The sequence below is a fragment of the Devosia sp. genome (assembly GCF_030689745.1).
GTDB classification, from domain to species: Bacteria; Pseudomonadota; Alphaproteobacteria; order Rhizobiales; family Devosiaceae; genus Devosia; species Devosia alba.
Genome location: NZ_JAUYGL010000025.1, coordinates 1 through 23,369, shown reverse-complemented (window position 1 = coordinate 23,369; position 23,369 = coordinate 1). Strand labels below are relative to the sequence as shown.

Genomic DNA, 23,369 nt, shown 5'->3' with positions numbered 1-23,369 from the left:
GATCACCCGCAGCATTGAAGATGTCATCGCCACCACTGCTGCCAATATCACGGTGGCCGGTGTCCACTCGGCCGAGGATGTGCGTATGGCGGGCAAAACCCTGGTGGCCTTCTCGCCGCGCATTGCCGAGGCGGTGGCTGGGCTCAAGGCGTTTCTGTTTGCCCGGGTCTATCGCCATGAATCGGTGATGGTATCGGTGCGACAGAGCGAGCAACTGGTGAGCGAGCTATTCGCGCGCTACATGGATAGCCGGGATCTGCCGGGCCGCTGGGGTGTGGCGGCACAGGCGGCATCCAGCGATTCCGAGCTGGCGCGCATCGTGGCCGATTTCATTGCCGGCATGACTGATCCCTATGCCCTGGACGAGCACGCCCGGCTGTTTGACGCTCGCCCGGATTTCCGTTAACCCCGGCGCACTTCAATAGTCAGGTCTATCATGGACGTTTTCGCTCTGTTTTCCGCGCGTGTCGCCAATGCGATGCATGTTCTCTACCCCGAAGTCGGTGCCGATCTGCTGGCCCGCATCGTGGTCGAGCCGCCGCGCGATGCCGCCCATGGCGATCTCTCCACCAATGCCGCCATGGTCGTGGCCAAGCCGCTGGGCAAAAACCCGCGCGACATCGCCAATGCGCTGGTGGAACACTTCAAGCATGACAGCGACGTCGCCAGCGTGGAAGTGGCCGGGCCCGGCTTCATCAATTTCCGCCTTGAGGCGCCGATCTGGCATCAGGTGCTGCGCGCCATTGCCGAGCAGGGCGCCGATTATGGCCGGTCCACGCTAGGTGGCGGGGCGGCGGTCAATATCGAATATGTTTCGGCCAATCCGACCGGCCCCATGCATGTCGGCCATACCCGCGGCGCGGTGTTTGGCGACACGCTCGCATCGCTGATGGCCTATTCGGGCTATGACGTGACGCGCGAATATTACATCAATGACGCTGGCAGCCAGATCGACACCCTGGCCCGCTCCACCATGCTGCGCTACCGCGAAGCGCTGGGCGAAAGCATCGAGATCCCTTCCGGCTTCTATCCCGGCGACTATCTGGTGCCAGTCGGCGAGGCACTCAAGGCCGAATTTGGCGACAGTCTCTTGGGCAAGTCCGAGGCTGAAGCCCTGGCCATCGTCCGGGAGCGGGTGCTGGTGGCCATGCTCGAGCTGATCAAGAGCGATCTGGCCCTGCTGGGCATCCACCACGACGTCTTCTTTTCCGAGCGGCAATTGCACGGTCCGGGCGGCGATATTGAACTGACCCTGGCCTGGCTGCGCGATAAGGGCATGATCTATGAGGGCCGCCTTGAGGCCCCCAAAGGCAAGACCCCCGAAGAATGGGAAGACCGCGAGCAGACGCTGTTCCGCGCTACCGACTTCGGCGATGATACCGACCGGGCCCTGATCAAGTCCGACGGCTCCTATACCTATTTTGCCGCCGACATTGCCTATCACCGCAACAAGTTTCTGCGCGGCTTCAACCACATGATCAATGTGCTGGGCGCCGACCATTCTGGTTACGTCAAGCGCCTGCAAGCTGCCACCAAGGCGGTCTCGCTCAACGCTGCCGATATGGATGTGCGGATCTGCCAACTGGTGCGCCTGCTCAAGAATGGCGAGCCGTTCAAGATGTCCAAGCGCTCCGGCGATCTGGTTACCCTGGCGGACGTGGTCGAGGAAGTTGGCGCTGATGCGACTCGCTTCATGCTGATGTATCGGCGCAATGACGCGTCGATGGATTTCGATTTCGCCCTGGTCAAAGAGCAGACCAAGGACAATCCAGTGTTTTATGTGCAGTATGCGCATGCCCGCGCTTATTCGATCTTCAAGACTGCGGCGCGCGAGCTGCCAGGGCTCGATTTTTCTGCTGCGGCATTGGCCGGTGCCGAGATCGAACGCATTGTTACGCCTGCAGAACTTGAGCTGGTGCGGGTGCTTGCAGCCTGGCCGCGCACGGTTACGGCGGCCGCTATTGCGCATGAGCCGCACCGTATTGCATTCTATGTGCATGAACTGGCAGCAGCCTTCCATAGCTTCTGGGCCAAGGGTAAGGATGATGTGCAGTTACGTTTTGTTAACCATGACGACCCAAAGCTGACATTTGCCCGACTCGCCTTGGTCGATGCTGTCCGTCAGGTTATTGTGAACGGCCTTGGCATTCTGGGTGTGTCCGCTCCGACGGAGCTTTCATAATTCGGGCGTAATACTGTGATGAATCGCGCAAAATTGCCCAAGATGGGCGCCGTTTCAGGAATTTAGAGGGCGCTGCTTTATGCTGGCGAAATCGTAACGAATGGCCGGAAAATCCGAAGCCGCAGACGACCTGATTGCCGAGCTCGCCAAGCTGATGGCGCAGGATGCCCAAGGTGACCGTGAGGCAAACCCGTCCAAACCGGCACCGGCGCAGTTTGTTCCAGTCCGCATTCCAGGTGATGCGGTGCAGAATGCACCCGGCAGTGCGCCAACGGCGTTCCTGCGCTCGCTGTCAGCTTCGACGGGCGATGCTGCCAATCCCAGGGCTGATGAGGATACTGCCGGCACCGCCGCCAGGGCGCCAACAGAGCCAAATGTGGCCCCAGCAGAGTCAGCGCCGGAAAGCGCGCCATTCCAGTTTGATTTCGGCATTCGCGGCGCCGCTTCGGCTGTCGCAGCTGAGGACGCTCCGGCCGTTGCCGCCGCGCCGCCCGTGGCTGACCTCGTGTCAGCCCCGCAGGGCGATGAACATGACGCTATTGCCGATCTGATTTCGGCTGAGCTGTCGGCGGAACCAGCCGCCGCGCCGCCAGAATCAACGCCCCCGAACGAGCCCCAGACGCCGCCCGCGCCGGCGCAGCCCGCAGGCGCGGGCCCGGCTGTGATGGCCACAGCGGTTGCCGCGCATAACGGCGCCCCGTATGGGGAGAGCCCGGCTTCGGCGCGGGTCGACCAGGACCGCTTTAGGGTGCCGCCAGTGTTTGGACTTGGCTCAACGCCCGCCCGGCCCGCGGCTGGGACCCCAACTGCACCAGCCGAACCCACGCTTGGCTTGCACCAGCCAGCGGCACCCAGCATTGTGGTGCCGACCGACAGCGTCGATGATTCTACCGGGACTGACCCGATCGACGAGATCGAAAGCCTGATTGGCCGCGCCATGCGCGTCGAATTCGATCTGCCGGCCGACGCGGCGCCACCGCCACCAGCATCGCCAGCGGCAACGACACCGAAGCCGGCGAGCCCGGCCCTGCGAAGCCTGGCAACGCCCACACTGCCGGCCGGTGAGGCCAGTGACGGGATGTCGGCAGCCGATCAGACAATTTTTGCCGCGGCCCATGCCACGGGCGCAAATCTGGGGTGGGTCAACGAGCCCGCAGATCAAACCGAAGCCGACTTGTACCCGGCTGCGCCGCGCCAGCGTCGCGGCCTCGGTGTGTCACGCGCGCTGGCCGGTCCACTGGTGGCCATCACGCTGCTACTGGCCGCCGGTTTCGGCCTGTATTGGGTGCTTGGCTTGGGCAGCCGTGATGCTGGCCCAGCGCCACTGCTGACCGCCGACACCGAACCGGTCAAGGAAGTTGCAGCGGTTGCGGCTGACGAAAGCAGCGCGCCGCAGTCGATTGTCTTTAATGAGATCAATGGCGTGACCCCGGGCGCCGATGAACAACTGGTTTCGCGCGATCAGAGCGATGTCAATGAAGTGACCCAGGAGGCCACTGCAGCGGTTGATTTGAGCGACGAAGGCCTGGCCAATCGCAAGGTTCGCACCGTCAAGGTCCGTCCAGACGGCACCATTGTCAGTGGCGACGATGGCGTCGCGGGCAGCGCCATTCTGCCGGTGGACCGCCCCAATGTGCCGACAGTGCCGGGTGCTGCAACCAGCGCGCCCGAGTTGCTTGCCGATATTGCTGCCGTTGAACCATCGCCGGCTGCTGCCGTCGCAGAGCCAACGGTCTCTCCCGTGGAGCCGGGTTCGACGGTCCCAGCGGTTGATCAGGCGGGTAATCTGATCGCCGGCAAGTCGGCGGTGGTGCCGCTGCTGCGCCCCGCCGGTCTCCGGCTGCCCAGCGGCTCACCAGCCCCCGTCGAGGGTGCTGTTGCCACCGATGCCTCGGCTGCTCCCGTTGCAGCGGCGACGCCATCGTCGACCATTCCGGGCGCCACTGAAGTGCCGGCTCTGGCCGATAGCGCGCCCGCCTATGTGCAACTGGCGTCCCAGCGCAGCGAGGCCGATGCGCGCCAGTCTGCCCAGAACATGGTGACCCGCTATGGTCCGCTGTTTGGTGGTGCCAATCTGGAAGTGCAGCGTGTCGATCTTGGGACCAAGGGCATCTATTACCGCGTCCGTGTCCCGGCCAATTCACTCGAAGAAGCCAATATGATCTGCACCAATGTCAAGGCGGCGGGCGGCGACTGCTTCACCCTGTGAGCGGGTGTCGTCTGGCCACCCATCGCTGAGGCGCAGCAGGGTTGACGCTCACCCGGACAGCGGCCAAGGATGGCGCGATGTTTCAGCAGCCCGGCGTGCTTTGATGAATTCTGCCCAGACCAACTGGTTTGACACGCCGGCCCCGCCCGCCGATGACGACATTCTGTTTGTCGATGTCGGCGGCTATGAAGGCCCGCTTGACCTGCTGCTCGATCTGGCGCGCCGACAGAAGGTCGATCTGGCCGCCATCTCGATCCTCGCCCTGGCCGAGCAATATCTGTTGTTCATCGACAAGGTGCGCGAGAAGCGCATTGAAGTGGCCGCCGATTATCTGGTGATGGCGGCCTGGCTGGCCTATCTCAAGAGCCGCCTGATGGTGCCGCAGGCCGCCTCCGATGACGAACCATCCGGCGAAATGCTGGCGGCCATGCTGCAGTTTCGGCTCAAGCGCCTCGAAGCCATGCGCACGGTCGCCAGTCAATTGATGAATCGTCCGCGCCTCGGATTGCAGGTTTATGCCCGGGGCATGCCGGAGCCGATCCAGATTGACCGCAAGAGCTTGTGGGAGGCCTCGCTCTACGAGCTGCTCAAGGCCTATTCAGTCCAGCGCGAGAAAGGCGTCGTCACCGACTACGCCCCCATCCAGCGCACGGTGTGGTCACTGCAGGACGCCCGCGACATCCTCCAGCGCCTGATCGGTGATAGTTTTGACTGGGTGCCGATGGATAGCTATCTGATCGACTATCTGGCGTCGCCCACCGAGCGGGCCACCATTCGGGCCTCTACCTTCGCCTCGAGCCTTGAACTGGTGCGGCAGGGGCAGATCGATATTCGCCAGAGCGAGACCTTTGGTCCGCTCTTTGTCCGCCGTCACCGGAGCAATCCGTCGTGAACGAACTGGCCGCTGACAGCCTCCAGCTTGATGAACGCCATTTGCGTGTGCTTGAAGCGGTGCTTTTCGCCTCGACGGAGCCGCTCGATGTGCACAGCCTGCTCACCTATGTGGGGGAAGGGGCAGATATCGCCAGCCTGCTCGTCACCCTGCAGCAGCGCTATGCCGGTCGCGGGGTGAACCTGGTGCAGCGTGGCGACAAATGGGCGTTTCGCACCGCCGAAGACCTTGGTTTTCTGCTGCGACGCGAGGATGAGGAAACCCGGCCACTGTCGCGGGCGGCACTCGAAACCCTCTCGATCATCGCCTATCACCAGCCTGCCACCCGCGCCGACATCGAAGCGGTTCGCGGCGTTGCCACGGGCGGGGGGACCATTGATCTGCTGATGGAGGCAGGCTGGATCCGCATGCGCGGGCGGCGCCGCACCCCAGGCCGTCCGGTCACCTATGGCACCACCGACGCTTTTCTCGACCACTTTGGGCTGGAAAGCCTGGGCGATCTGCCGGGGCTGGAGGAGCTTAAGGGTGCCGGCCTACTATCCAACCGTCTGCCGCCCTCCATGCAGATCCCGCTTCCCTTTGATGGCGCTCTGCGCGATGACGAGGATCCACTCGATCCCGATGATCAAGACGGCGAGGATGAAAGCGCCTGATGACTGAAGAACCAGCGGGCTGGGGGACGCGCGGTACCACCGGCGTCAGCTTCGCCGCCACGCTCGAATTCGATGCCGTTGACGTTCGCCTTGGGGGCAGGGCGGTGCTCAGCCAGTTCAGCCTGACCTTGAGGCCGGGTGAGATCGTCTGCCTGCTGGGCGAATCGGGTTCGGGCAAGTCCACCGCCCTGCGGGTTGCCGCCGGTATCCAGCCAGTCTCCGCCGGTGTCGTGCGCATCAATGGCGAAATCGTTTCGGCGCCTGGCATGACCGTGCCGGCTGATCGGCGCGGCATTGGCCTGATGTTTCAGGACTTTGCGCTGTTTCCCCACCTTACGGTGCTGCACAATGTGCTGTTCGGCCTGCGCAAGCTCGGTCGTAGCGCGGCGCTGGCGCAGGCGCGCGCCGCACTGCGCCGCGTCGGATTGGGGGATCGCGAAGCCGACTACCCGCACATGCTCTCGGGTGGCCAGCAGCAGCGCCTGGCACTGGCCCGCAGCGTGGCGCCGCGCCCCGGCGTGCTGCTGCTCGACGAGCCATTCTCCAGCCTTGACGCGCGCCTGCGTGAAACGGTGCGCGAGGAAACCCTGGCGGTGCTGCGCGAAACCAATGTGACCAGTCTGATCGTCACCCACGATCCCGAAGAGGCCATGGTGCTGGGCGATCGTGTCGCCCTGCTTCGGCACGGATGCATCGCCCAGATCGGCACCGGGGCAGAAATCTACAGCCGGCCCATCGACCTGAGTGCAGCGCGTTTCTTCTCGCCGCTCAGCGAGATCGAGGCCGTGGTAAACAGGGGCATGGTATCGACGCCGCTTGGCGACATATTGACGCCCGATCTGGCCGATGGCACGGCCGTCACTGTTGCCATCCGCCCCGCGGGTGGAGCCCGTCTGAGCCGGACCGGGCCTGGTGCGCCCGGCCGGATCATAAGCAAGCGGGATGCCATCGGCGAAGACATCTGCGAGGTCACAGTGGCCGGCCTCGACGCGCCGCTGGGCGTCCGCCAACCTGCCAGCACATCCCTGGCGGTTGGTCAGGATGTATACGTCACCCTCAATCGGGAACACGTTCTTGTGTTTCCGCGCGTTTGAACCTATTTCTGGCCTATATCTTCGCGTGTAACGCGTTCTGAGAAAAATCTAGGGAGTCCAATATGCACGCGCCAGGAATTTGGGGCATTCTCGTTGTTGCCGTCGTTGTCATCCTGCTGTTTGGCCGCGGCAAGATCTCCGGCATGATGGGCGAAGTGGCCTCGGGTATCAAAGCCTTCCAGAAGGGCATGAAAGACGACGACGACAAGCCGGTCGAGCGCGTCGCCACCACGACCGAGACTGCGCAGCCTGAGAAAAAGGACGTCTAGGAACGTTCGCCCGTCGCGCCTTTGCTTTGAGGAATAAACACTATGCTCGGCTTGGGCTGGACAGAAATGCTGGTGATCGGCGTCTTGGCGCTGATATTCATCGGGCCGAAAGACCTGCCTGTGGTGATGAATCGCCTTGGCAAGGTCTTGGGGCAGGTCAGGCGCCTTGGCACCGATTTCCAGCGCGAGATCAACAAGACCACCGGGCTGGACGAGGTGCGCAATCTGCGCAACTCGATCACCGCCCCGCTGAAAAAGACCAGCGATGAGATCCGCAAGGAGTTCAACGCGATGACGCCAACGGGGGCGAAACCCTCGGGCGTCATCAAGCCGACCGATCCAGCGGCGGAAAGCGTCGTCGACGAAATCAAGGCAAAGGCCGGCATGAGCCAGCCGGCGGCGCGCCTGACCGCGGACGAAACCGCCAAGGCAGCAGGCTTCAAGCCCGCCGGTCCGGCGCCATCCGCGTCATCGGCAACCTTTGGCAAGCCGGCCACGGCTGCTGCCAAAAAGCCGGCTGCCAAAAAAGCGCCATCCAACAGGGCTCCCGCCAAGGCCAAGGCAGCGCCAACCAGTCCGGTAGTCACCAGTGAACTCGCGCCCATCAATGCGCCGGCTCCGGTGGCTAAAATGCCGGCGGCAAAGAAAACGGCTAGCGCCCAAACGCGCAAGCCCGCTGCATCCAAGCCCGCTGCCGGCAAAGCAGCGGCAATTGGCGCGAAATCGGACAGCACGCCTGCCGCCTCGACCAGCAAGCCGCCTCGTACCGCTGCACCCAAAAAGCGCCTGCCGGCCAAAGCCGCGCCAGCGACAGAAGCCGACAAGGCCGGGGACGAATAGACCATGGCCGATCCCAAGCAGATTGAAGACAAGGGTGCAGCGGCGCCAGATGAACTCGCCGGCAGCGAAGCGCCCCTGCTCGAGCACCTGGTCGAACTGCGCAAGCGCCTGATCTATTCGGCGATCACCATCGTGGTGCTGATGGCGTTCTGCTTTATCTTTGCCAGCACGATCTATGACTGGCTGCTGATCCCCTATAAACGGGCCGTTCCAAACGCCAGCCTGATCTTTACGGCGCCGCAGGAGCTGTTTTTCACCTATCTGAACGTGGCGCTGTTTGGCGCGATCTTCCTTGGTTTCCCGATCATCGCCAGCCAGATCTACATGTTCGTGGCGCCCGGGCTGTACAAGCATGAGCGGAAGGCCTTCATTCCCTATCTCGTCGCCACGCCGGTATTCTTCGTTGCCGGGGCGGCGCTGGTTTATCTGGTGGTGCTGCCGATGGCCCTGCACTTCTTTGCCGGCATGCAGACCGACGACATCCAGATGCTGACCAGCGTCAGTGAGTATCTTGGCCTCGCCATGCTGTTGATTCTGGCGTTCGGCATCTGCTTCCAGCTGCCCGTGGTGCTGACGCTGCTGGCCCAGATCGACCTGGTTCATGTCGACATGCTCAAGAAGGGCCGTCGCTATGCCATCGTCGCCATTCTGATCTTTGCTGCCTTTATCACCCCGCCTGATCCGATCTCCCAGCTTGGTCTTGCCCTGCCAATGTACCTGCTCTACGAACTCTCGATCATCTCCGTTCGGTTGGTCGAGCGCCGTCGCGCAGCGAGTCTGGCAGCGCAGGAAGCGGAACTCTCCGGCTCATCCTCCGAATAGACCCTCTGCCTTTCCGGGGCGGGGGGTAGTTACCTCTCGTGACCTCGCAGGCGCGCCACGAGCCAAAGTCAGCCTGTACCAATCAGAGGCGGGCGGTGCCCGTACAGCCATGTTCGATATCAAGTGGATCAGAGCCAACGCCGAAGCCTTCGACGCCGCTGTGTCGCGGCGCAAGGGGAGTGTCGCGAGCTCTGTTGATCTGCTCGCCATCGACAATCGTCGGCGCGATATCATTACCCGGCTCAACGAGGCGCAGGAGCAGCGCAATGCGCTGTCCAAGCAGATCGGTCAGGCCAAGGCGCAGAAGGACGAGGCCCGGGCGGCCGAGCTGATGGCCGAAGTGGCCCGGCTCAAGGCGTTTATTCCGCAGGGCGAAGCTGATGAGCGCGCCGTCGAGGCTGAATTGCACGCCGCCCTCTCGGTCATCCCCAACCTGGTGTTTGATGATGTGCCGAGCGGCGCCGACGAAGCCGACAATGTCGAGTATTTCGGCCGCAATGGCACCGCCGAGACGGCCGCTTTGCAGCGCGCCCCCAAGCCCAGCTTCAGCTTTGCGCCCAAGGAGCACTACGATGTCGGTGTCGCGGCCCGTGAGATGGATTTCGAAACGGCGGCCAGAATTTCCGGCAGCCGCTTTGTCATTCTGAAGGGGCAGGTCGCCCGGCTCGAGCGGGCGCTTGGCCAGTTCATGCTCGATCTGCACACCACCCAGCATGGCTATATCGAGGTCCAGCCGCCCTTGCTGGTGCGCGACGAGGCGCTGTTTGGCACCAATCAACTGCCCAAGTTCGAGGACGATCTGTTCTTCACCCAGCACGGCGACAACCGTCTGGCGTTGATCCCGACCGCCGAGGTGCCGCTGACCAATATGGTGCGCGAATCCATCCTGGCCGAAGAAGAACTGCCGCTGCGCCTGACGGCATTGACGGCCTGTTTCCGGTCGGAAGCTGGTTCGGCTGGGCGCGACACGCGTGGCATGCTGCGCCAGCACCAGTTCAACAAGGTTGAAATGGTCTCGATTACCACGCCCGAAACCTCGGTGGACGAGCATGAGCGCATGCTTGGCTGTGCCGAGGCCGTGCTGCAGAAGCTGGGTCTGCACTATCGGGTGATGAATTTGTGCACCGGCGATGTCGGGTTCGGTGCCAAAAAGACCTATGACCTCGAAGTCTGGCTGCCGGGGCAGAATACCTATCGGGAGATTTCCTCGGTCTCGGTCTGTGGCGATTTCCAGGCGCGCCGCATGGAGGCCCGCTATCGTCCGGCTGGCGAAAAGCAGGCGCCGCGCTTTGTGCACACGCTCAATGGCTCGGGTACAGCCGTTGGCCGCTGTCTGATCGCCGTGCTGGAAAACTATCAGCAGGAAGATGGCTCGGTGCTGGTGCCCGAAGTGCTGCAGCCCTATATGGGTGGCCTCAAATCCATTGGCGGACAGGGATGAGCCTGCGCATCCTCATTACCAATGACGATGGCGTGGACGCGCCGGGCATTGCCATCATGGCCGATATTGCCCGCGCGCTCAGTGATGACGTCTGGATCGTCGCGCCCGATGGCAACCAGTCCGGGGCAGGGCACCGACTCAGCTTCGGCACGGAGCTGACCATTGACCGGCGCGACGCCCGCACGTTTGCAGTGATCAACGGCTCGCCAGCCGATTGTGTCGTCGCGGGTATGACCCATCTGCTGGGCGACAAGCCTGCGGATGTAGTGCTGTCGGGCGTCAATGCCGGCCAGAATCTGGGCGATATCGTCAATTGTTCGGGCACTGCTGCCGGGGCCCGCGAAGGCGCCATGCAGGGGGCAATCGGCATCGCCATGAGCCAGGGCGTCGACTACGAGATCAGCCGGGATGTCGACTGGTCCAACGCCCGAACGCACGGCCTAGCCGCCGCGCGGGCCGTTATTGCGGCCGCCACGGGGCGCGGACACTACTACAATGTCAATTTCCCGTTCTGCGACCCGACCACCACCAAAGGCATTGCAGTTGTGCCGCTGCAGCGCTTCTCGACTTCGCCGTTCCGCTATTATCCCAGTGACAATGCCGGCAGGTTCTTCGTCGCCATTCCTGAAACCCCGCTGCCGCTGGATCGCGATGCCGATTTCGAGAGCCTGCGCCGCGACGGCTATGTCACGGTCACGCCGCTCATGCTGCAGCAAACGGATATGGCCCTGGCCGCACAACTCAACGGCACACTAAAGCTGTAGCGGCAAGCGGCGCGAGCCATTCTGCAGCGTCTGCAAAGTTTAACCTTACCCAATCGAAAATCACGTCATACCGATTTTGCTCAAATCGCATCGACTTTAAACTCGTCTTTACCTTACCGGCCTAGATTCAGTCTCGTGTTGAGTACCTGCGTACGAGTAAGCTGATGAGTATCCGCGTATCCCGTCGGGCGCCTAAGGGCGCCGTTGCGATGGCTGGCCTTCTGATTGCTGCCGTTGCCCTGTCCGGGTGTTCCAGTCTGGGTAGTCGCGCCTTTGGCGACCCCACCACGACCGGCTCGCTGCCACAGGCCGCTCCCCAATCCATCAATCAGCCCATGCCGGCCAGCCTTGGCGCACCACAGACTTTGGTGGCTGAATCCCAGTTTATCCCGCCGGCCAATATTGGTGGCGGCGTGGCGCAACCCCAGGCCATTCAGCCACTGTGGGGCCAGCCAACACAAACGGCATTCAGTCAGCCCGCCGCGCCGATGGCGGGCAGCGGCGCTGTGCCGACTGTTCAGTCGCAAAATCTGCCAGTTCTGAGTAATTCGCCCCAGGGATCCGTTCCAGCCATGCAAGCACAACCCGCTTTCGCTTCAGCGCCCATGCCGTCACCTGCTGCCCTTGGCAGCATGCCAACCAATAGCTCGATGCCAACGCTGGCCGCAGCCACTCCCGACGCGTCGGCGTCCGGTAGCGCCTTCACGCACACTATCGCCAGCGGTGAATCGCTCTACACCATTGCCCGTCGCTACGAAGTGACGACGCAGTCCTTGGTGCAGGCCAACAACTTGGCCTCGCCCGACAAGATCGTGGTGGGGCAGAAGGTCATCATTCCGGGCCGCTCCGATCTGCTTGCCAACAAGGCGCCGACCATCAAGCTTGCCTCCACCGACAGCACTGCCGCTGCGGCGCCGGCCCAGCAGACCCTGCCACAGGCGGCGCCCAATACGCTGCAGGCCAGCACAGCGCCAGCCGCTACGCCTGCGCCAGTTGCCGCCCAGCCAGTCGAAATTGCCAGTGCGCCCGCAGCCGAGCCGGTCATGTCGGGCAGCGACAAGTTCCGTTGGCCCGTCAGCGGCCGCGTGCTGGTTGATTTTGCCGCGTCCAAGGGCACTGGCATCAATATCGAGGCCGCCGAGGGCGCTGCCGTCAAGGCCGCCGAGAATGGCACGGTCATCTATGTCGGCTCAGGCGTTGAAGGTTACGGCAATTTGATCCTGATCCGTCACTCCAATGGCTATGTCTCGGCCTATGCCCATCTGGGCACCATGAATGTCGCCAAGGGCACCAATGTTGGTCGTGGCGATACCATTGGCGCCGCCGGCAAGACCGGCTCGGTGACAAAGTCGCAGTTGCACTTCGAGCTGCGCAAGGGCGCAACCCCGGTTGATCCCGTGCCGCTGCTCGCCAGCTAAGACACTCCGAAAATGCCCGTACAAGCCCCCGCCAGGTGCGGGGGCTTTGCCCTATGGGGCTGATTTGCCCATTTCGCCGGCCAGGCTGCGTACCAGCTGGATGGCGACACGCCCCGAGCGAGCGCCGCGCGTCGCCGCCCATTCGATGGCCCGCGCCTCCAGCACAGCGTCGTCGATTTCGAGGCCGTAATAGCCCGCATAGCCGCGCACCATGGTCAAAAAGGTCGGTTGATCGCAGTTGTGAAAGCCCAGCCACAGCCCGAACCGGTCGGACAACGACACCTTTTCCTCCACCGCCTCACCGGGATTGATCGCGGTCGACCGCTCATTTTCGATCATGTCGCGGGGCATCAGGTGGCGGCGGTTGGAGGTGGCGTAGAACAGCACATTGTCTGGCCGGCCCTCCAGCCCGCCATCGAGAATGGTCTTGAGCGATTTGTAGCTGGTCTCGCCATTGTCAAAACTCAGATCATCGCAGAACACGATGAACCGGGCGGGTTCGTCGGCAATGCGGCGCATCAGGGCCGGCAGGGTGTCGAGATCCTCGCGTGCGATCTCGATCAGCACCAGCCGCGCAAACCCGGCATCGGCGCGCGTGATGATGTCGCCGTGAATGGCCTTGACCAGGGAGCTCTTGCCCATGCCGCGCGCGCCCCACAGCAGCGCATTGTTGGCGCCGTGCCCGCGGGCGAACTGTTCGGTATTGCGCAGCAGGATGTCCTGTACAGCGTCAATTCCCTTGAGCATGGCCAATGGCACGCGACTGACCCGGGGAACTGCAACCAGTTGTCCCGAATCGCCATCCCAGTGATAGGCATTGGCGGCGCCCAGTGCGGGCGCGTCAGTCTCGGTTGCAGGAGCCAACGCCTTCAACGCATTGGCAATTGCCTCGAGTTTGGCACTGATTTCGGCCAGGTATGCTTTGCTGTTCAACGCAGTCTATCCTCTCGCTCGGCGCGGCAATTTGGGGCACCCGGAATGCCTTTGCAATCAACGGGGCGCAAATGTATAGTCCGCCCGATTTTGACCGGGGCGCAAGTGCAACTGACCCCACATGCGTCCAGTGGCATTGTGCCGTGATTAACCTCGGCTGGCGCAGCCTCTCCCAAACCAAGAAAAAACCAAGGAAATCGCCATGTTCGTAACACCCGCATTCGCCCAGGCAGCAGGCGCCGCCGCTCCCGCAGGTGGCATCGGTGACATCTTCATCCAGCTTATGCCGATTCTGCTGTTGGTCGTGATCTTCTGGTTCCTGATCTTCCGCCCGCAGCAGAAGCGTCTGAAAGCCCAGCAGGCCATGCTGGCTGCCATTCGTCGCGGCGACACCGTCGTCACCACTGGCGGTATTGTCGGCAAGGTGACCAAGGCCGTTGATGGCGAAGACCTCGAAGTGGAAATCGCCACGGGTGTGAAGGTCAAGCTGGTGCGCGGCATGGTTGCTGACGTGCGCACCAAGGCCGAGCCGGTCAACGACAACAAGCCTGCCTAATAACTGCCTCCCGCATATCGCCGGAGCCTCATGGCTCCGGCTTTTTTCCTTTCAGGACGACATAAATGCAGTTCTCGCCGGCTCGTACCGCCATCATCATTGCTGTCACTCTGCTGGGCTTCCTGTTTGCCTTGCCGAGCTTTTTGCCGCAAGCCGCGCGGGACGCATGGCCGAGCTGGCTGCCGTCACAAACCATCGTGTTGGGTCTCGATCTGCAGGGTGGTTCGCACCTTCTGCTCGAGGTCAATCAGGAGGGCATTGTCACCGAGCGGTTGGCGGACCTGCGTCGGGACGCCCGCAGCATACTGGCCAATGACAATGGCATCGGCAATCTGATCACCACCGATCCGGTGAGCCGCTCGATTTCCATCGAGCTGACCGACCCGACCCAGGCCGACGCCGCGCTGGCTGCCCTGCAAGGTCTGCAGAATGCCGTCGGCAATACGCTGTTCTCCAATTCAGGCGTGCAGGAACTCACCATCGAGCCGGCTGCCAATGGCCGGGTCAGCATTGCGCTGACCCAGGACGGCATTGACGACCGCATGTCGGCGCTGGTGGCGCAGGCGATCGAAGTTATCCGCAACCGCATCGATGAGCTCGGTACGACCGAGCCAAGCATTCAGCGCCAGGGCAATAATCGCGTGCTGGTCCAGGTGCCCGGCTTTGGCGATTCCACCCGGCTCAAGGACATCATTTCGCGCACCGCGCGCCTGACGTTCCACATGGTCTATCCCGGCATGACCGCCGCTCAGGCGGAAACGCAGGGTCTGCCCGCCGGCACCATGATCCTGCCCAGTCAGGATGGCGGCAGCGAACTGCTCTATGAGGACATTGCCCTGGGCGGTGAATCGCTCGTGGATGCCCAGCCCAGCTACGATCAGCAACGCTCCATGCCGGTCGTCAGCTTCCGCTTTGACACGCGCGGCGCCATCACCTTTGGCCAGATCACCTCCGCCAATGTCGGCAAGCGCTTCGCCATCGTGCTGGACCATCAGGTCATTACGGCGCCCGTCATCCAGTCAGCCATTACCGGCGGCTCGGGTCAGATCAGCGGCAGCTTCACCACGGCGACGGCGAACGATCTTGCCGTGCTGCTGCGTGGTGGTGCGCTGCCGGCCAGCCTCGACATCGTCGAAGAACGCTCGGTCAGTGCCGGCCTTGGCGCCGACTCGATCCGCGCCGGCATCACCGCTGGTATCATCGGCGCCATTGCCGTGGTCGTCTTTATGGTGCTGGCCTATGGCCTGTTCGGTGTGTTCGCCAACATCGCCGTGCTCCTCAACGTGGTGCTGATCCTGGCCGCGCTCTCCATGCTCGGCGCTACGCTGACCTTGCCCGGCATCGCCGGTATCGTGCTGACCATCGGCATGGCTGTGGACGCCAACGTGCTGATCTTTGAACGAATCCGCGAAGAATTGGCGGCGGGACGCAGCAAGATATCGGCCATTGAAGCCGGGTTCCAGCGCGCCATGGGCACCATTTTGGACGCCAATGTCACCACGCTGATTGCCGCCATTGTGCTGTTCTATCTCGGCTCCGGTCCGGTGCAGGGCTTTGCCGTTACCCTGGCCCTGGGCATCCTGACCACCTTGTTCACCGCCTATATGGTGACGCTGTTCATCGTTGGTCGCTGGTACAATTGGGTGCGCCCCAAGACCCTCAAGATCCAGCTCATCCGCCTGATCCCTGATGGCACCAAAATCTCGTTCATGGGCATTCGCAGATATGCGATCGCCTTTTCGATCATCACCTCGCTGCTGTCGCTGGGCTGGTTTGGCTATCACGGACTCAATCTGGGCATCGACTTCCGGGGTGGGTCTTCCATGGAGATCCAGGCCACGGACGGCACGGCTGATCCGGGCACCATCCGTGAGGCTCTGTCGGCGCTCGATCTGGGCGAAATCCAGGTACAGGGCTTCGGCGAAGCCGATCGTTTGCTGGTCCGCGTGCAAACGCAGGATGGCGGACCATCTGCACAGCAGGAGGCCGTCGCCCAGATTCAGCAGACCATTGAAGCGGCCGGCTATGAAACGCGTGGTACTGAAACCGTCGGCCCGACCGTCTCGAGTGAACTGGCACTAACCGGGGCGCTCGGTCTCGGCGTCGCCCTGGTCGGCATCCTGATCTATCTGTGGTTCCGCTTCGAATGGCAGTTCGCCGTCGGTGCTATCGTTTCGACAGCGCATGACGTCATTCTGACCATCGGCCTGTTCGCGTTCGCCGGCCTGGAGTTCAACGCCTCCAGCATTGCGGCGATCCTGACAATTCTGGGCTACTCACTTAACGATACCGTGGTGATTTATGACCGTATTCGCGAATATCGCCTGAAGTACAAAAAGATCGGGCTGCCCGAGATCATCGATATATCGATCAATTCGACCTTGCCTCGCACCATCCTGACGGCGACCACGACCTTCCTGGCCCTGATGGCTCTGGTAGTGTTTGGTGGCGAAGTCATCCGCAGCTTCACCATTTCGATGGCCTGGGGTGTGTTCGTCGGTACCTATTCTTCAATCTTCATTGCTGCACCCATCCTGATCTACCTTGGTCTGACCACCCGGTTGGACCATGCCGGCGACGACAATGGCGATAAGCTGCCCAAACCGGCCGATGGTGCGTCGGTCTAAGGCTCGATCATGACAGAGAGTGCGCCGGGCCATTTCCCGCAGCAGGTGGGGATTGACGCTTATGGCAATGGCGGCTTTCGCTTTGCCGAGATGTCGCATCGCGGGTCGCTGCTGTGTCTGCCTGGCGGCATGCTGGGCTGGAGCGTGACGACAGCGGCCGAGATCACGCTGCAGAGCCTGGCACCCGTACTGGACTCCGCCGGTGATATCGACGTGCTGATGATCGGGTTGGGCCACGACATTGCCGGTCTGGCGCCCGAAATCAGGGCGGCACTGCGCGCGCAGGGGATCATCGTTGAGGCGATCACCACTGGCAGTGCGGTGCGCACCTACAATGTGCTGCTTGCCGAACATCGCGCCGTGGCGGCGGCATTGATTGCCGTCGACAAGGTTCGCTGAGATGAGCGCCGAGAGCTTTTCCCATGCCGCAGAGGCGCTGCGCAGCAGTGATCGCGACCGTTATCTGGCCACGCTGGTATTGAGCGGCGCACACCGCGATGCGGTCACCGCGCTTTATGCCTTCAATGCCGACGTCGCCTCAATCCGTGACCGCGTATCTGAACCGGCACCGGGCGAAATGCGCCTGCAATGGTGGAGTGATGCGCTGGAGGGCATGGAACACGGCGCTGTGCGGCAAAACCCGGTCGCCGATGCGCTGCTCGACACCATTGACCGCTACAGCATTCCCGCCGGTACCCTGTTGCGTCTGCTCGGCGCGCGGCGCTTTGACCTCTATAACGACCCCATGCCGGATCTGCAGAGCTTTGAGGGCTATGCCGGCGAAACCGTTTCCACGCTGTACCAGCTGGCCGCCATGATCCTCAATGATGGGGAGACTATCGAAACCGGAGACGCCGCCGGCCATCTCGGTGTCGCCCACGCCATGATCGGCCATTTGCGAGCGTTTGGCCATTTTTCCGCGCAGGGCCGCATCATGTTGCCCTGGACGGTTTTCGAGGCCAATGGAGTGCGCGAGGGCGAGATTTTCACCGGGACGGAAAGCGAGGGGCTGGCCGCGGCCTTGGGGCAGATCAGCGAACTCGCTGCCGATCACCTCGCCAAGGCGGAGACGGCCATTGCCCAATTGCCCGGCCAGCTCAAGCCGGCTTTTGCGCCTCTTGCCGTGCTCAGGGCGCAGTACGACCTGCTGCAAAACCACGCCACCGGCCTGTTTACGCCGGTGCCCGATGATGCCGATTGGCGCAAGATCACCCGGCTGACCTGGTGGAATTGGCGCAATCGCTAGAGGCGATCCTGACCAAAGGCGACGAAGTCGCCCGTCAGCCGGCCGGCTGTGACGCCGGCGTAATCCAGCACAGCGTCCACCTTGATCCGGGCCACGCCCTTGCGGGTCAGCATGGTCATGAATCTGTTCCAGTCCTCACCCGGCGCGAGCGCCGAGCGGGCCGTAAAATCGCCGGCGATTGGCGCGAGGTATTCCATGCTATTGCGCTGGATCACCACGCGGCTCGGATGGCCCAATGCGCTCAGCCGCACATGCAGCAGGCACCAGGCCGCCAGAATGGCGACGGCCGAGGCGCTGCCACCAAAGACGGTGTCGCGATGATTGATATTGGGCGCCAATGGCGCCCCCAGCACCACGGCATCCTCGGCAATCGACACCACCCGCACCACCATCGCCTTCGAGAGGGGAATGTGGTCGTGCAGATAGTGTTCGAGCGCGATGGGGGTCATGCCCAGGCTTTCAGATCCTCAAGCGCCCGTGAGGTGATGGCCTTGCGCTTGGCTTGGGTTTTCTCCGGTCCGCGCCAGCGTCCGGCACCCTCGGGCTTGGTGATGGTAACGGGCGGAAACAGACCGAAATTGATATTCATCGGCTGGAAGCTGCGCGCACCGCTATAGCTGTCGGACTCGATGTGCCCCCCGGTGATGTGGGCGATCAGCGCGCCCAGCGCCGTCGTATTGGGGGGAGTCGGCAGCGTCTGCCCGTGCGCCTCGGCAGCGGCAAGGCGGCCGGCGATCAACCCGACGGCCGCGCTTTCCACATAGCCTTCCACGCCCGTGACCTGACCGGCAAAGCGGATTCGCGGATCGGCCTTCAGCTTGAGGTCTGGCCCCAACACCTTGGGTGAATTGAGGAAGGTGTTGCGATGCAACCCACCCAGCCGGGCAAACTGGGCGTTTTCGAGCCCAGGGATCATGCGCAGGATCTCTGCCTGCACGCCGTAGCGCATCTTGGTCTGGAACCCGACCATGTTCCACAACGTCCCCAGCGCATTATCCTGCCGCAACTGCACAATGGCATAGCTCTTGACCAGCGGATCGCGTGGATTGGTCAGGCCGACCGGCTTCATCGGCCCGTGCCGCAACGTCTCGACACCGCGCTCGGCCATCACTTCGATAGGCAGGCAGCCGTCGAAATAGGGGACCTTTTCCCAGTCCTTGAATTCGTGCAGCGGCGCCACCTTGAGCGCCTCGACAAAGGCCAGATACTGCTCCTTGTCCATCGGGCAGTTCAGGTAGTCGGCGCCGGTGCCGCCCGGACCGGCCTTGTCATAGCGCGACTGCGCCCAGACAATGTCCATATTGATGCTGTCATAATGCACGATGGGCGCTATGGCGTCGAAAAAAGCCAGCGCATCTTCGCCGGTCTTGGCCAGGATGGCCTCAGCCATTGCCGGCGAGGTCAGCGGGCCAGTGGCAATGATCACATTGCCCCAGTCTGCGGGCGGCAGGCCCGCCACTTCCTCACGCGCCATGGTGATGTTGGGGTGGCCTTCAATGGCTGCCGTCACTGCCGCCGAAAAGCCGTGCCGATCAACGCCCAGGGCGCCACCGGCTGGGATCTGGCTCTTGTCGGCGCAGGCCATGATGATCGAATTGCAGCGCCGCATCTCTTCGTGCAGCAGCCCCACGGCGTTCTGCTCGGCATCGTCCGAGCGGAAGCTGTTGGAGCATACGAGCTCGGCCAGGCTGTCGGTCTGGTGTGCGTCAGTGCCGCGAACGGGGCGCATTTCGTGCAGGATGACTTTGACGCCGGCCTGCGCGGCCTGCCATGCAGCTTCCGAGCCGGCAAGGCCGCCGCCAATGATATGAATAGGTTCTGATGTGGACATGAAAGCCAGATAGCAAGCGCCGCAGACCGGCGCAACCGATCTTGCGGTCCACCAGACGAGCGCTAGCATGGCGCGGGGAATTGGGGGACTGTCATTGAGTCGAAATCTCGTGCTGTGGGGGCGGGCAAGCTCTGCCAATGTGCAGAAGACGCTCTGGGCCCTGGAAGAACTTGGCCTGCCTTATGAGCACCACCTGGTGGGTGGCGCATATGGCGGGCTGGATGATCCGCAATATCGGGTCCTGAACCCGAATGGGCTGGTGCCGACCCTGCAGGATGGTGACCTAACCGTGTGGGAGAGCCACGCGACCCTGCGCTATCTGGCGGGCGCGTACGGCCGGGATACCTTGTGGCGCCACGATCCGCGTGAGCGGGCCATTGTCGATCAATGGACCGATTGGACGGCCTCCACCTTCCAGCCAGGCTGGATCGCGGTGTTCTGGCTTCTGGTGCGCACGCCGCCCGAACAGCACGATGCCAAAGCCATCGCGGCGGCGCATGCTAGAACGGTTGCGGCGTTACGCATCCTCGATGCGAACTTTGCCTATCGGGACTATGTCGCTGGGAACCGCCTGAGCTACGCCGATATCGCAGCCGGCGTGGCGCTTTATCGCTGGTTTACCATGGACATAGACAGGCCAGCTATGCCGGGGATTGAGAACTGGTATCGGCGGTTGCAACAGCGGGAGGCGTTTCGGAGGGTAGTTATGGTCAGTTATGCAGAATTGGTCGGCAGGCTGGCATTCTAGAAAAGAAAAACACCCGCGTCTCAGAGAGATGCGGGTGTTTGGACTGGGTCGGTGGTAATATCTGTCAGGTAATTCTTACAGAGCACTGGCATGATCACGAGCAACGCGATTGATGTCGGTGCGCGAAATGCCCAAGTCATTGAGCTGACGATTGTCGAGAGCGGCGAGTTCACGAACGGTCTGCTGGTAAGCGGCCCATTTCTTGAATGTTTTACGAATGTCCATCTGGAAGTCTCCTTGTGTTTGCAAGACTATATTTAGGGCAGGTGAGGTCGAATGAGCAGTGGGCTATTGGTCAAGTGAGCTATGCGTTTTTTGCTGGGCTCAGCGAATTGTGGTTACGAAAAGCTTAAGCCCTGCGCGGCGGCGATGGCCACTGGATATCCGCCTGGCGGCCATCGAAGAATGCGGGCAGCAAGAAAGGCTAGCGGTCGAACAGTGACCGGGTCATCTTGGAGAAGTCGGGGCCGGAGATCCCCAGTAGATCGGCATCACGCGTCGAGGGAACGTCCATTTCCCGCAACGTCTGCTTGATGTCGACCAGGCGCTTGATGCGCCAGACGGCTCGTACAAACATCGGAATATCCCCTTTGGCAGTCGGATTGACGAGCTCAAGATGGGATGGTTCGGGCGGAAGCGCCATACCCTTAACGTCAAGCGCTTCATGCACCAAACGCATGGCGTTTTCATAGTTTTGTCGTCATTGCCGCAATTGGCGTCGCGGCGAGGCACGTTTTGACCCACTCACCGTTTTGTAACACTGTGCGCAATGGACGCCCGCAAAACCGGGCGCCGCGTTAGCAGATGCGTTAGCAACAATGTGGCCATTTGGCGCCTTCTGGTGAAGAAAACGCCTACTCCGCCGCCTCGGTGGCGAAATGGGGCCGACGCGACATGATGTCCTTGAGGAAGTGGCCGGTGTGCGAGCGCGCATTGGCCGCCACATCCTCGGGCGTGCCGATGGCCACAATCTCGCCGCCGCCATCGCCACCTTCCGGCCCCAGGTCGATGACCCAGTCGGCGGTCTTGATCACTTCGAGGTTATGCTCGATGACCACGACGGTATTACCGCCATCGACCAGCTCGTGCAGCACGTCGAGCAGCTTGGCCACGTCGTGGAAGTGCAGGCCCGTCGTCGGCTCGTCCAGCATATAGAGGGTGCGCCCGGTGGCGCGCTTGGAGAGTTCCTTGGACAGCTTGACGCGCTGCGCCTCGCCACCCGAGAGCGTGGTCGCCGGCTGGCCAATCTTGACATAGCCCAGGCCGACGCGCTGCAGCGTGGCGAACTTGTCGCGAATGGTCGGCACCGCCGAAAAGAAGTCGACGCCTTCGTCGATGGTCATGTCCAGGATGTCGGAGATCGACTTGCCCTTGAACTGTACTTCGAGGGTTTCGCGGTTGTAGCGCTTGCCCTTGCAGACATCGCAGGTGACGTAAACGTCGGGCAGGAAGTGCATTTCGATCTTGAGCAGGCCATCGCCCTGGCACTTCTCGCAGCGCCCGCCCTTGACGTTGAAGCTGAAGCGGCCGGGGCCATAGCCCCGGGTCTTGGCCTCGGGCAGCCCGGCAAACCATTCGCGCAGCGGCGTGAAGGCGCCGGTATAGGTGGCCGGGTTGGAGCGCGGTGTGCGGCCAATCGGGCTCTGGTCAATGTCGATGACCTTGTCGAGAAATTCCAGCCCTGTCAGCGATTCATGCGGGGCAGGGACCACGCGCGCGCCATTCAGACGGCGGGCAATGGCCTGGTACATGGTGTCGATCATCAGGGTGGACTTGCCGCCGCCACTGACGCCGGTGATGGCGACGAACAGGCCGAGCGGCACATCGACCGACACGTTCTTTAGATTATTGCCGGTGGCGCCCTTGATGCCGAGCGACTTGCCGGGCGTGCCAACACGGCGTTCGGCCGGCATGGCAATGCCCATGCGGCCCGACAGATACTTGCCGGTCAGCGAGTCGGGGTGATTGAGAATGTCCTGGGGCGTACCCTCGGCGACGATATGGCCGCCATGCACACCGGCGCCGGGGCCGATATCGACCACATAGTCGGCGGTCATGATGGCGTCTTCGTCATGCTCGACCACGATCACCGTATTGCCGATATCGCGCAGGCGCTGCAGGGTTTCAAGCAGGCGGGCATTGTCGCGCTGATGCAAGCCGATGGAGGGCTCGTCGAGCACGTAGAGCACGCCGGTCAGGCCCGAGCCGATCTGGCTGGCCAGCCGGATGCGCTGGCTTTCGCCGCCCGACAGCGTGCCCGAATTGCGCGCCAGGGTGAGATAGTCCAGGCCCACATCGATCAGGAAGTTCAGCCGCTCCCGGATTTCCTTGAGGATGCGCTCGCCGATCAGCTGCTGATTGGGGGTGAATTTGGCCGGCAGGGCGTCAAACCAGGCGGCGGCGCTGCGGATCGACTGTTCGGTGACCTGGCCAACGTGAAAACCATCAATCTTGACGGCCAGCGATTCCGGCTTCAGCCGGTAGCCGCCACAGGCGATGCAGGGCTTGGCCGACATGTATTTTTCGATTTCTTCGCGCATGCCGGCGCTCTCGGTTTCCTTGTAGCGCCGCTCCAGATTGCCGATGACGCCTTCAAAGGCCTTGGACGTCTTGTACTGGCGCAGACCATCGTCATAGACGAAGTCGACCTTCTCGCGGCCGGTGCCATACAGCACCGCATGCTGCACCTCGAACGGCAGATCGCTCCATGGCGTCTCGGTAGAGGCGCCGAACAGTTTCACCACCGCCGACAGCGTCTGAATGTAATAGGGCGCACTGGTCTTGGACCAGGGCAGGATGGCCCCGGCGCGGATCGACAGGCTGGAATCGGGCACGATCTGGTCG

General features: G+C 62.5%; 22 protein-coding genes and 1 pseudogene. 17 read left to right on the top strand and 6 right to left on the bottom strand.

Features of this window, described 5'->3' with window-relative positions; translation table 11 throughout:
* From Q8O80_RS02465 to Q8O80_RS02410, 12 genes and pseudogenes are all read left to right on the top strand, one after another.
* Positions 1-406, top strand: a pseudogene (locus tag Q8O80_RS02465) (deoxyguanosinetriphosphate triphosphohydrolase); the annotation flags it as partial.
* Positions 407-436: 30 nt separating this feature from the next.
* The gene (gene argS, locus Q8O80_RS02460) at positions 437-2,182 is read left to right on the top strand and encodes an arginine--tRNA ligase (protein WP_305576563.1); all 1,746 of its coding nucleotides are present in this window, start codon (positions 437-439) and stop codon (positions 2,180-2,182) included.
* Between the two features lie 100 nt (positions 2,183-2,282).
* Entirely contained in the window at positions 2,283-4,391 is a 2,109-nt protein-coding gene (locus Q8O80_RS02455; RefSeq protein WP_305576561.1) for an SPOR domain-containing protein, read from the top strand.
* 103 nt (positions 4,392-4,494) lie between these two features.
* Complete coding sequence (locus Q8O80_RS02450) at positions 4,495-5,283, top strand: ScpA family protein (RefSeq protein WP_305576559.1); 789 nt, start codon at positions 4,495-4,497, stop codon at positions 5,281-5,283.
* Positions 5,280-5,936, top strand: a complete 657-nt coding sequence (scpB, locus tag Q8O80_RS02445) for an SMC-Scp complex subunit ScpB (RefSeq protein ID WP_305576557.1) — start codon at positions 5,280-5,282, stop codon at positions 5,934-5,936. The genes Q8O80_RS02450 and scpB overlap by 4 nt, the downstream gene beginning before the upstream one ends.
* Positions 5,936-7,030 carry an ABC transporter ATP-binding protein gene (locus tag Q8O80_RS02440; RefSeq protein WP_305576555.1) on the top strand — a complete coding sequence of 365 codons (1,095 nt, stop codon included), beginning with the start codon at positions 5,936-5,938 and terminating at the stop codon, positions 7,028-7,030. Before scpB ends, Q8O80_RS02440 begins: the two co-directional genes overlap by 1 nt.
* 62 nt (positions 7,031-7,092) lie before the next feature.
* Complete coding sequence (tatA, locus tag Q8O80_RS02435; protein WP_212658202.1) at positions 7,093-7,299, top strand: twin-arginine translocase TatA/TatE family subunit; 207 nt, start codon at positions 7,093-7,095, stop codon at positions 7,297-7,299.
* A 42-nt stretch (positions 7,300-7,341) separates the two neighbouring features.
* Positions 7,342-8,139 carry a Sec-independent protein translocase protein TatB gene (gene tatB, locus Q8O80_RS02430; RefSeq protein WP_305576550.1) on the top strand — a complete coding sequence of 266 codons (798 nt, stop codon included), beginning with the start codon at positions 7,342-7,344 and terminating at the stop codon, positions 8,137-8,139.
* Positions 8,140-8,142: 3 nt separating this feature from the next.
* On the top strand, positions 8,143-8,961 hold the full coding sequence (gene tatC, locus Q8O80_RS02425; RefSeq protein ID WP_305576548.1) for a twin-arginine translocase subunit TatC: 819 nt from the start codon (positions 8,143-8,145) through the stop codon (positions 8,959-8,961).
* Between the two features lie 109 nt (positions 8,962-9,070).
* Entirely contained in the window at positions 9,071-10,402 is a 1,332-nt protein-coding gene (gene serS / locus Q8O80_RS02420; RefSeq protein WP_305576546.1) for a serine--tRNA ligase, read from the top strand.
* Positions 10,399-11,166 (top strand): 5'/3'-nucleotidase SurE, encoded by a 768-nt coding sequence (gene surE, locus Q8O80_RS02415; RefSeq protein ID WP_305576543.1) that lies wholly within the window; start codon positions 10,399-10,401, stop codon positions 11,164-11,166. The genes serS and surE overlap by 4 nt, the downstream gene beginning before the upstream one ends.
* A gap of 164 nt (positions 11,167-11,330) precedes the next feature.
* Positions 11,331-12,584, top strand: a complete 1,254-nt coding sequence (locus tag Q8O80_RS02410; RefSeq protein WP_305576540.1) for a peptidoglycan DD-metalloendopeptidase family protein — start codon at positions 11,331-11,333, stop codon at positions 12,582-12,584.
* 51 nt (positions 12,585-12,635) lie between these two features.
* Here Q8O80_RS02410 and Q8O80_RS02405 read toward each other — a convergent pair whose 3' ends face one another.
* The gene (locus Q8O80_RS02405) at positions 12,636-13,517 is read right to left on the bottom strand and encodes an ATP-binding protein (RefSeq protein WP_305576538.1); all 882 of its coding nucleotides are present in this window, start codon (positions 13,515-13,517) and stop codon (positions 12,636-12,638) included.
* A gap of 202 nt (positions 13,518-13,719) precedes the next feature.
* Here Q8O80_RS02405 and yajC point away from each other — a divergent pair, with 202 nt between their 5' ends.
* The 4 genes from yajC to Q8O80_RS02385 all read left to right on the top strand — a co-directional run bounded on the left by yajC (position 13,720) and on the right by Q8O80_RS02385 (position 17,946).
* Entirely contained in the window at positions 13,720-14,073 is a 354-nt protein-coding gene (gene yajC / locus Q8O80_RS02400; RefSeq protein WP_305576536.1) for a preprotein translocase subunit YajC, read from the top strand.
* Positions 14,074-14,138: 65 nt separating this feature from the next.
* Positions 14,139-16,700 (top strand): protein translocase subunit SecD, encoded by a 2,562-nt coding sequence (secD, locus tag Q8O80_RS02395; protein ID WP_305576534.1) that lies wholly within the window; start codon positions 14,139-14,141, stop codon positions 16,698-16,700.
* A 9-nt stretch (positions 16,701-16,709) separates the two neighbouring features.
* Positions 16,710-17,099, top strand: a complete 390-nt coding sequence (locus tag Q8O80_RS02390) for an Mth938-like domain-containing protein (protein WP_305576532.1) — start codon at positions 16,710-16,712, stop codon at positions 17,097-17,099.
* Between the two features lies 1 nt (position 17,100).
* A complete protein-coding gene (locus Q8O80_RS02385) occupies positions 17,101-17,946 on the top strand; it encodes a phytoene/squalene synthase family protein (protein WP_305576530.1) in 846 nt (281 codons plus the stop codon).
* Here the strand turns inward: Q8O80_RS02385 and Q8O80_RS02380 are convergent.
* The gene (locus Q8O80_RS02380; protein WP_305576528.1) at positions 17,943-18,395 is read right to left on the bottom strand and encodes a YiiD C-terminal domain-containing protein; all 453 of its coding nucleotides are present in this window, start codon (positions 18,393-18,395) and stop codon (positions 17,943-17,945) included. The two genes, Q8O80_RS02385 and Q8O80_RS02380, sit on opposite strands and share 4 nt — an antisense overlap.
* On the bottom strand, positions 18,392-19,777 hold the full coding sequence (trmFO, locus tag Q8O80_RS02375; protein ID WP_305576526.1) for a methylenetetrahydrofolate--tRNA-(uracil(54)-C(5))-methyltransferase (FADH(2)-oxidizing) TrmFO: 1,386 nt from the start codon (positions 19,775-19,777) through the stop codon (positions 18,392-18,394). Before trmFO ends, Q8O80_RS02380 begins: the two co-directional genes overlap by 4 nt.
* A 67-nt stretch (positions 19,778-19,844) precedes the next feature.
* Here trmFO and Q8O80_RS02370 point away from each other — a divergent pair, with 67 nt between their 5' ends.
* The gene (locus tag Q8O80_RS02370) at positions 19,845-20,525 is read left to right on the top strand and encodes a glutathione S-transferase family protein (RefSeq protein WP_305576524.1); all 681 of its coding nucleotides are present in this window, start codon (positions 19,845-19,847) and stop codon (positions 20,523-20,525) included.
* 75 nt (positions 20,526-20,600) lie between these two features.
* On the opposite strand, the gene Q8O80_RS02365 is transcribed toward Q8O80_RS02370, so the two are convergent.
* From Q8O80_RS02365 to uvrA, 3 genes are all read right to left on the bottom strand, one after another.
* The gene (locus tag Q8O80_RS02365) at positions 20,601-20,750 is read right to left on the bottom strand and encodes a DUF1127 domain-containing protein (RefSeq protein ID WP_193335839.1); all 150 of its coding nucleotides are present in this window, start codon (positions 20,748-20,750) and stop codon (positions 20,601-20,603) included.
* Positions 20,751-20,949: 199 nt separating this feature from the next.
* Positions 20,950-21,204, bottom strand: coding sequence for a hypothetical protein (locus Q8O80_RS02360; RefSeq protein WP_305576520.1), 255 nt, complete (start codon positions 21,202-21,204; stop codon positions 20,950-20,952).
* Between the two features lie 175 nt (positions 21,205-21,379).
* Positions 21,380-23,369, bottom strand: a 1,990-nt coding sequence (gene uvrA / locus Q8O80_RS02355; RefSeq protein WP_305576518.1) for an excinuclease ABC subunit UvrA, incomplete at its 5' end; no start/stop codon positions are given.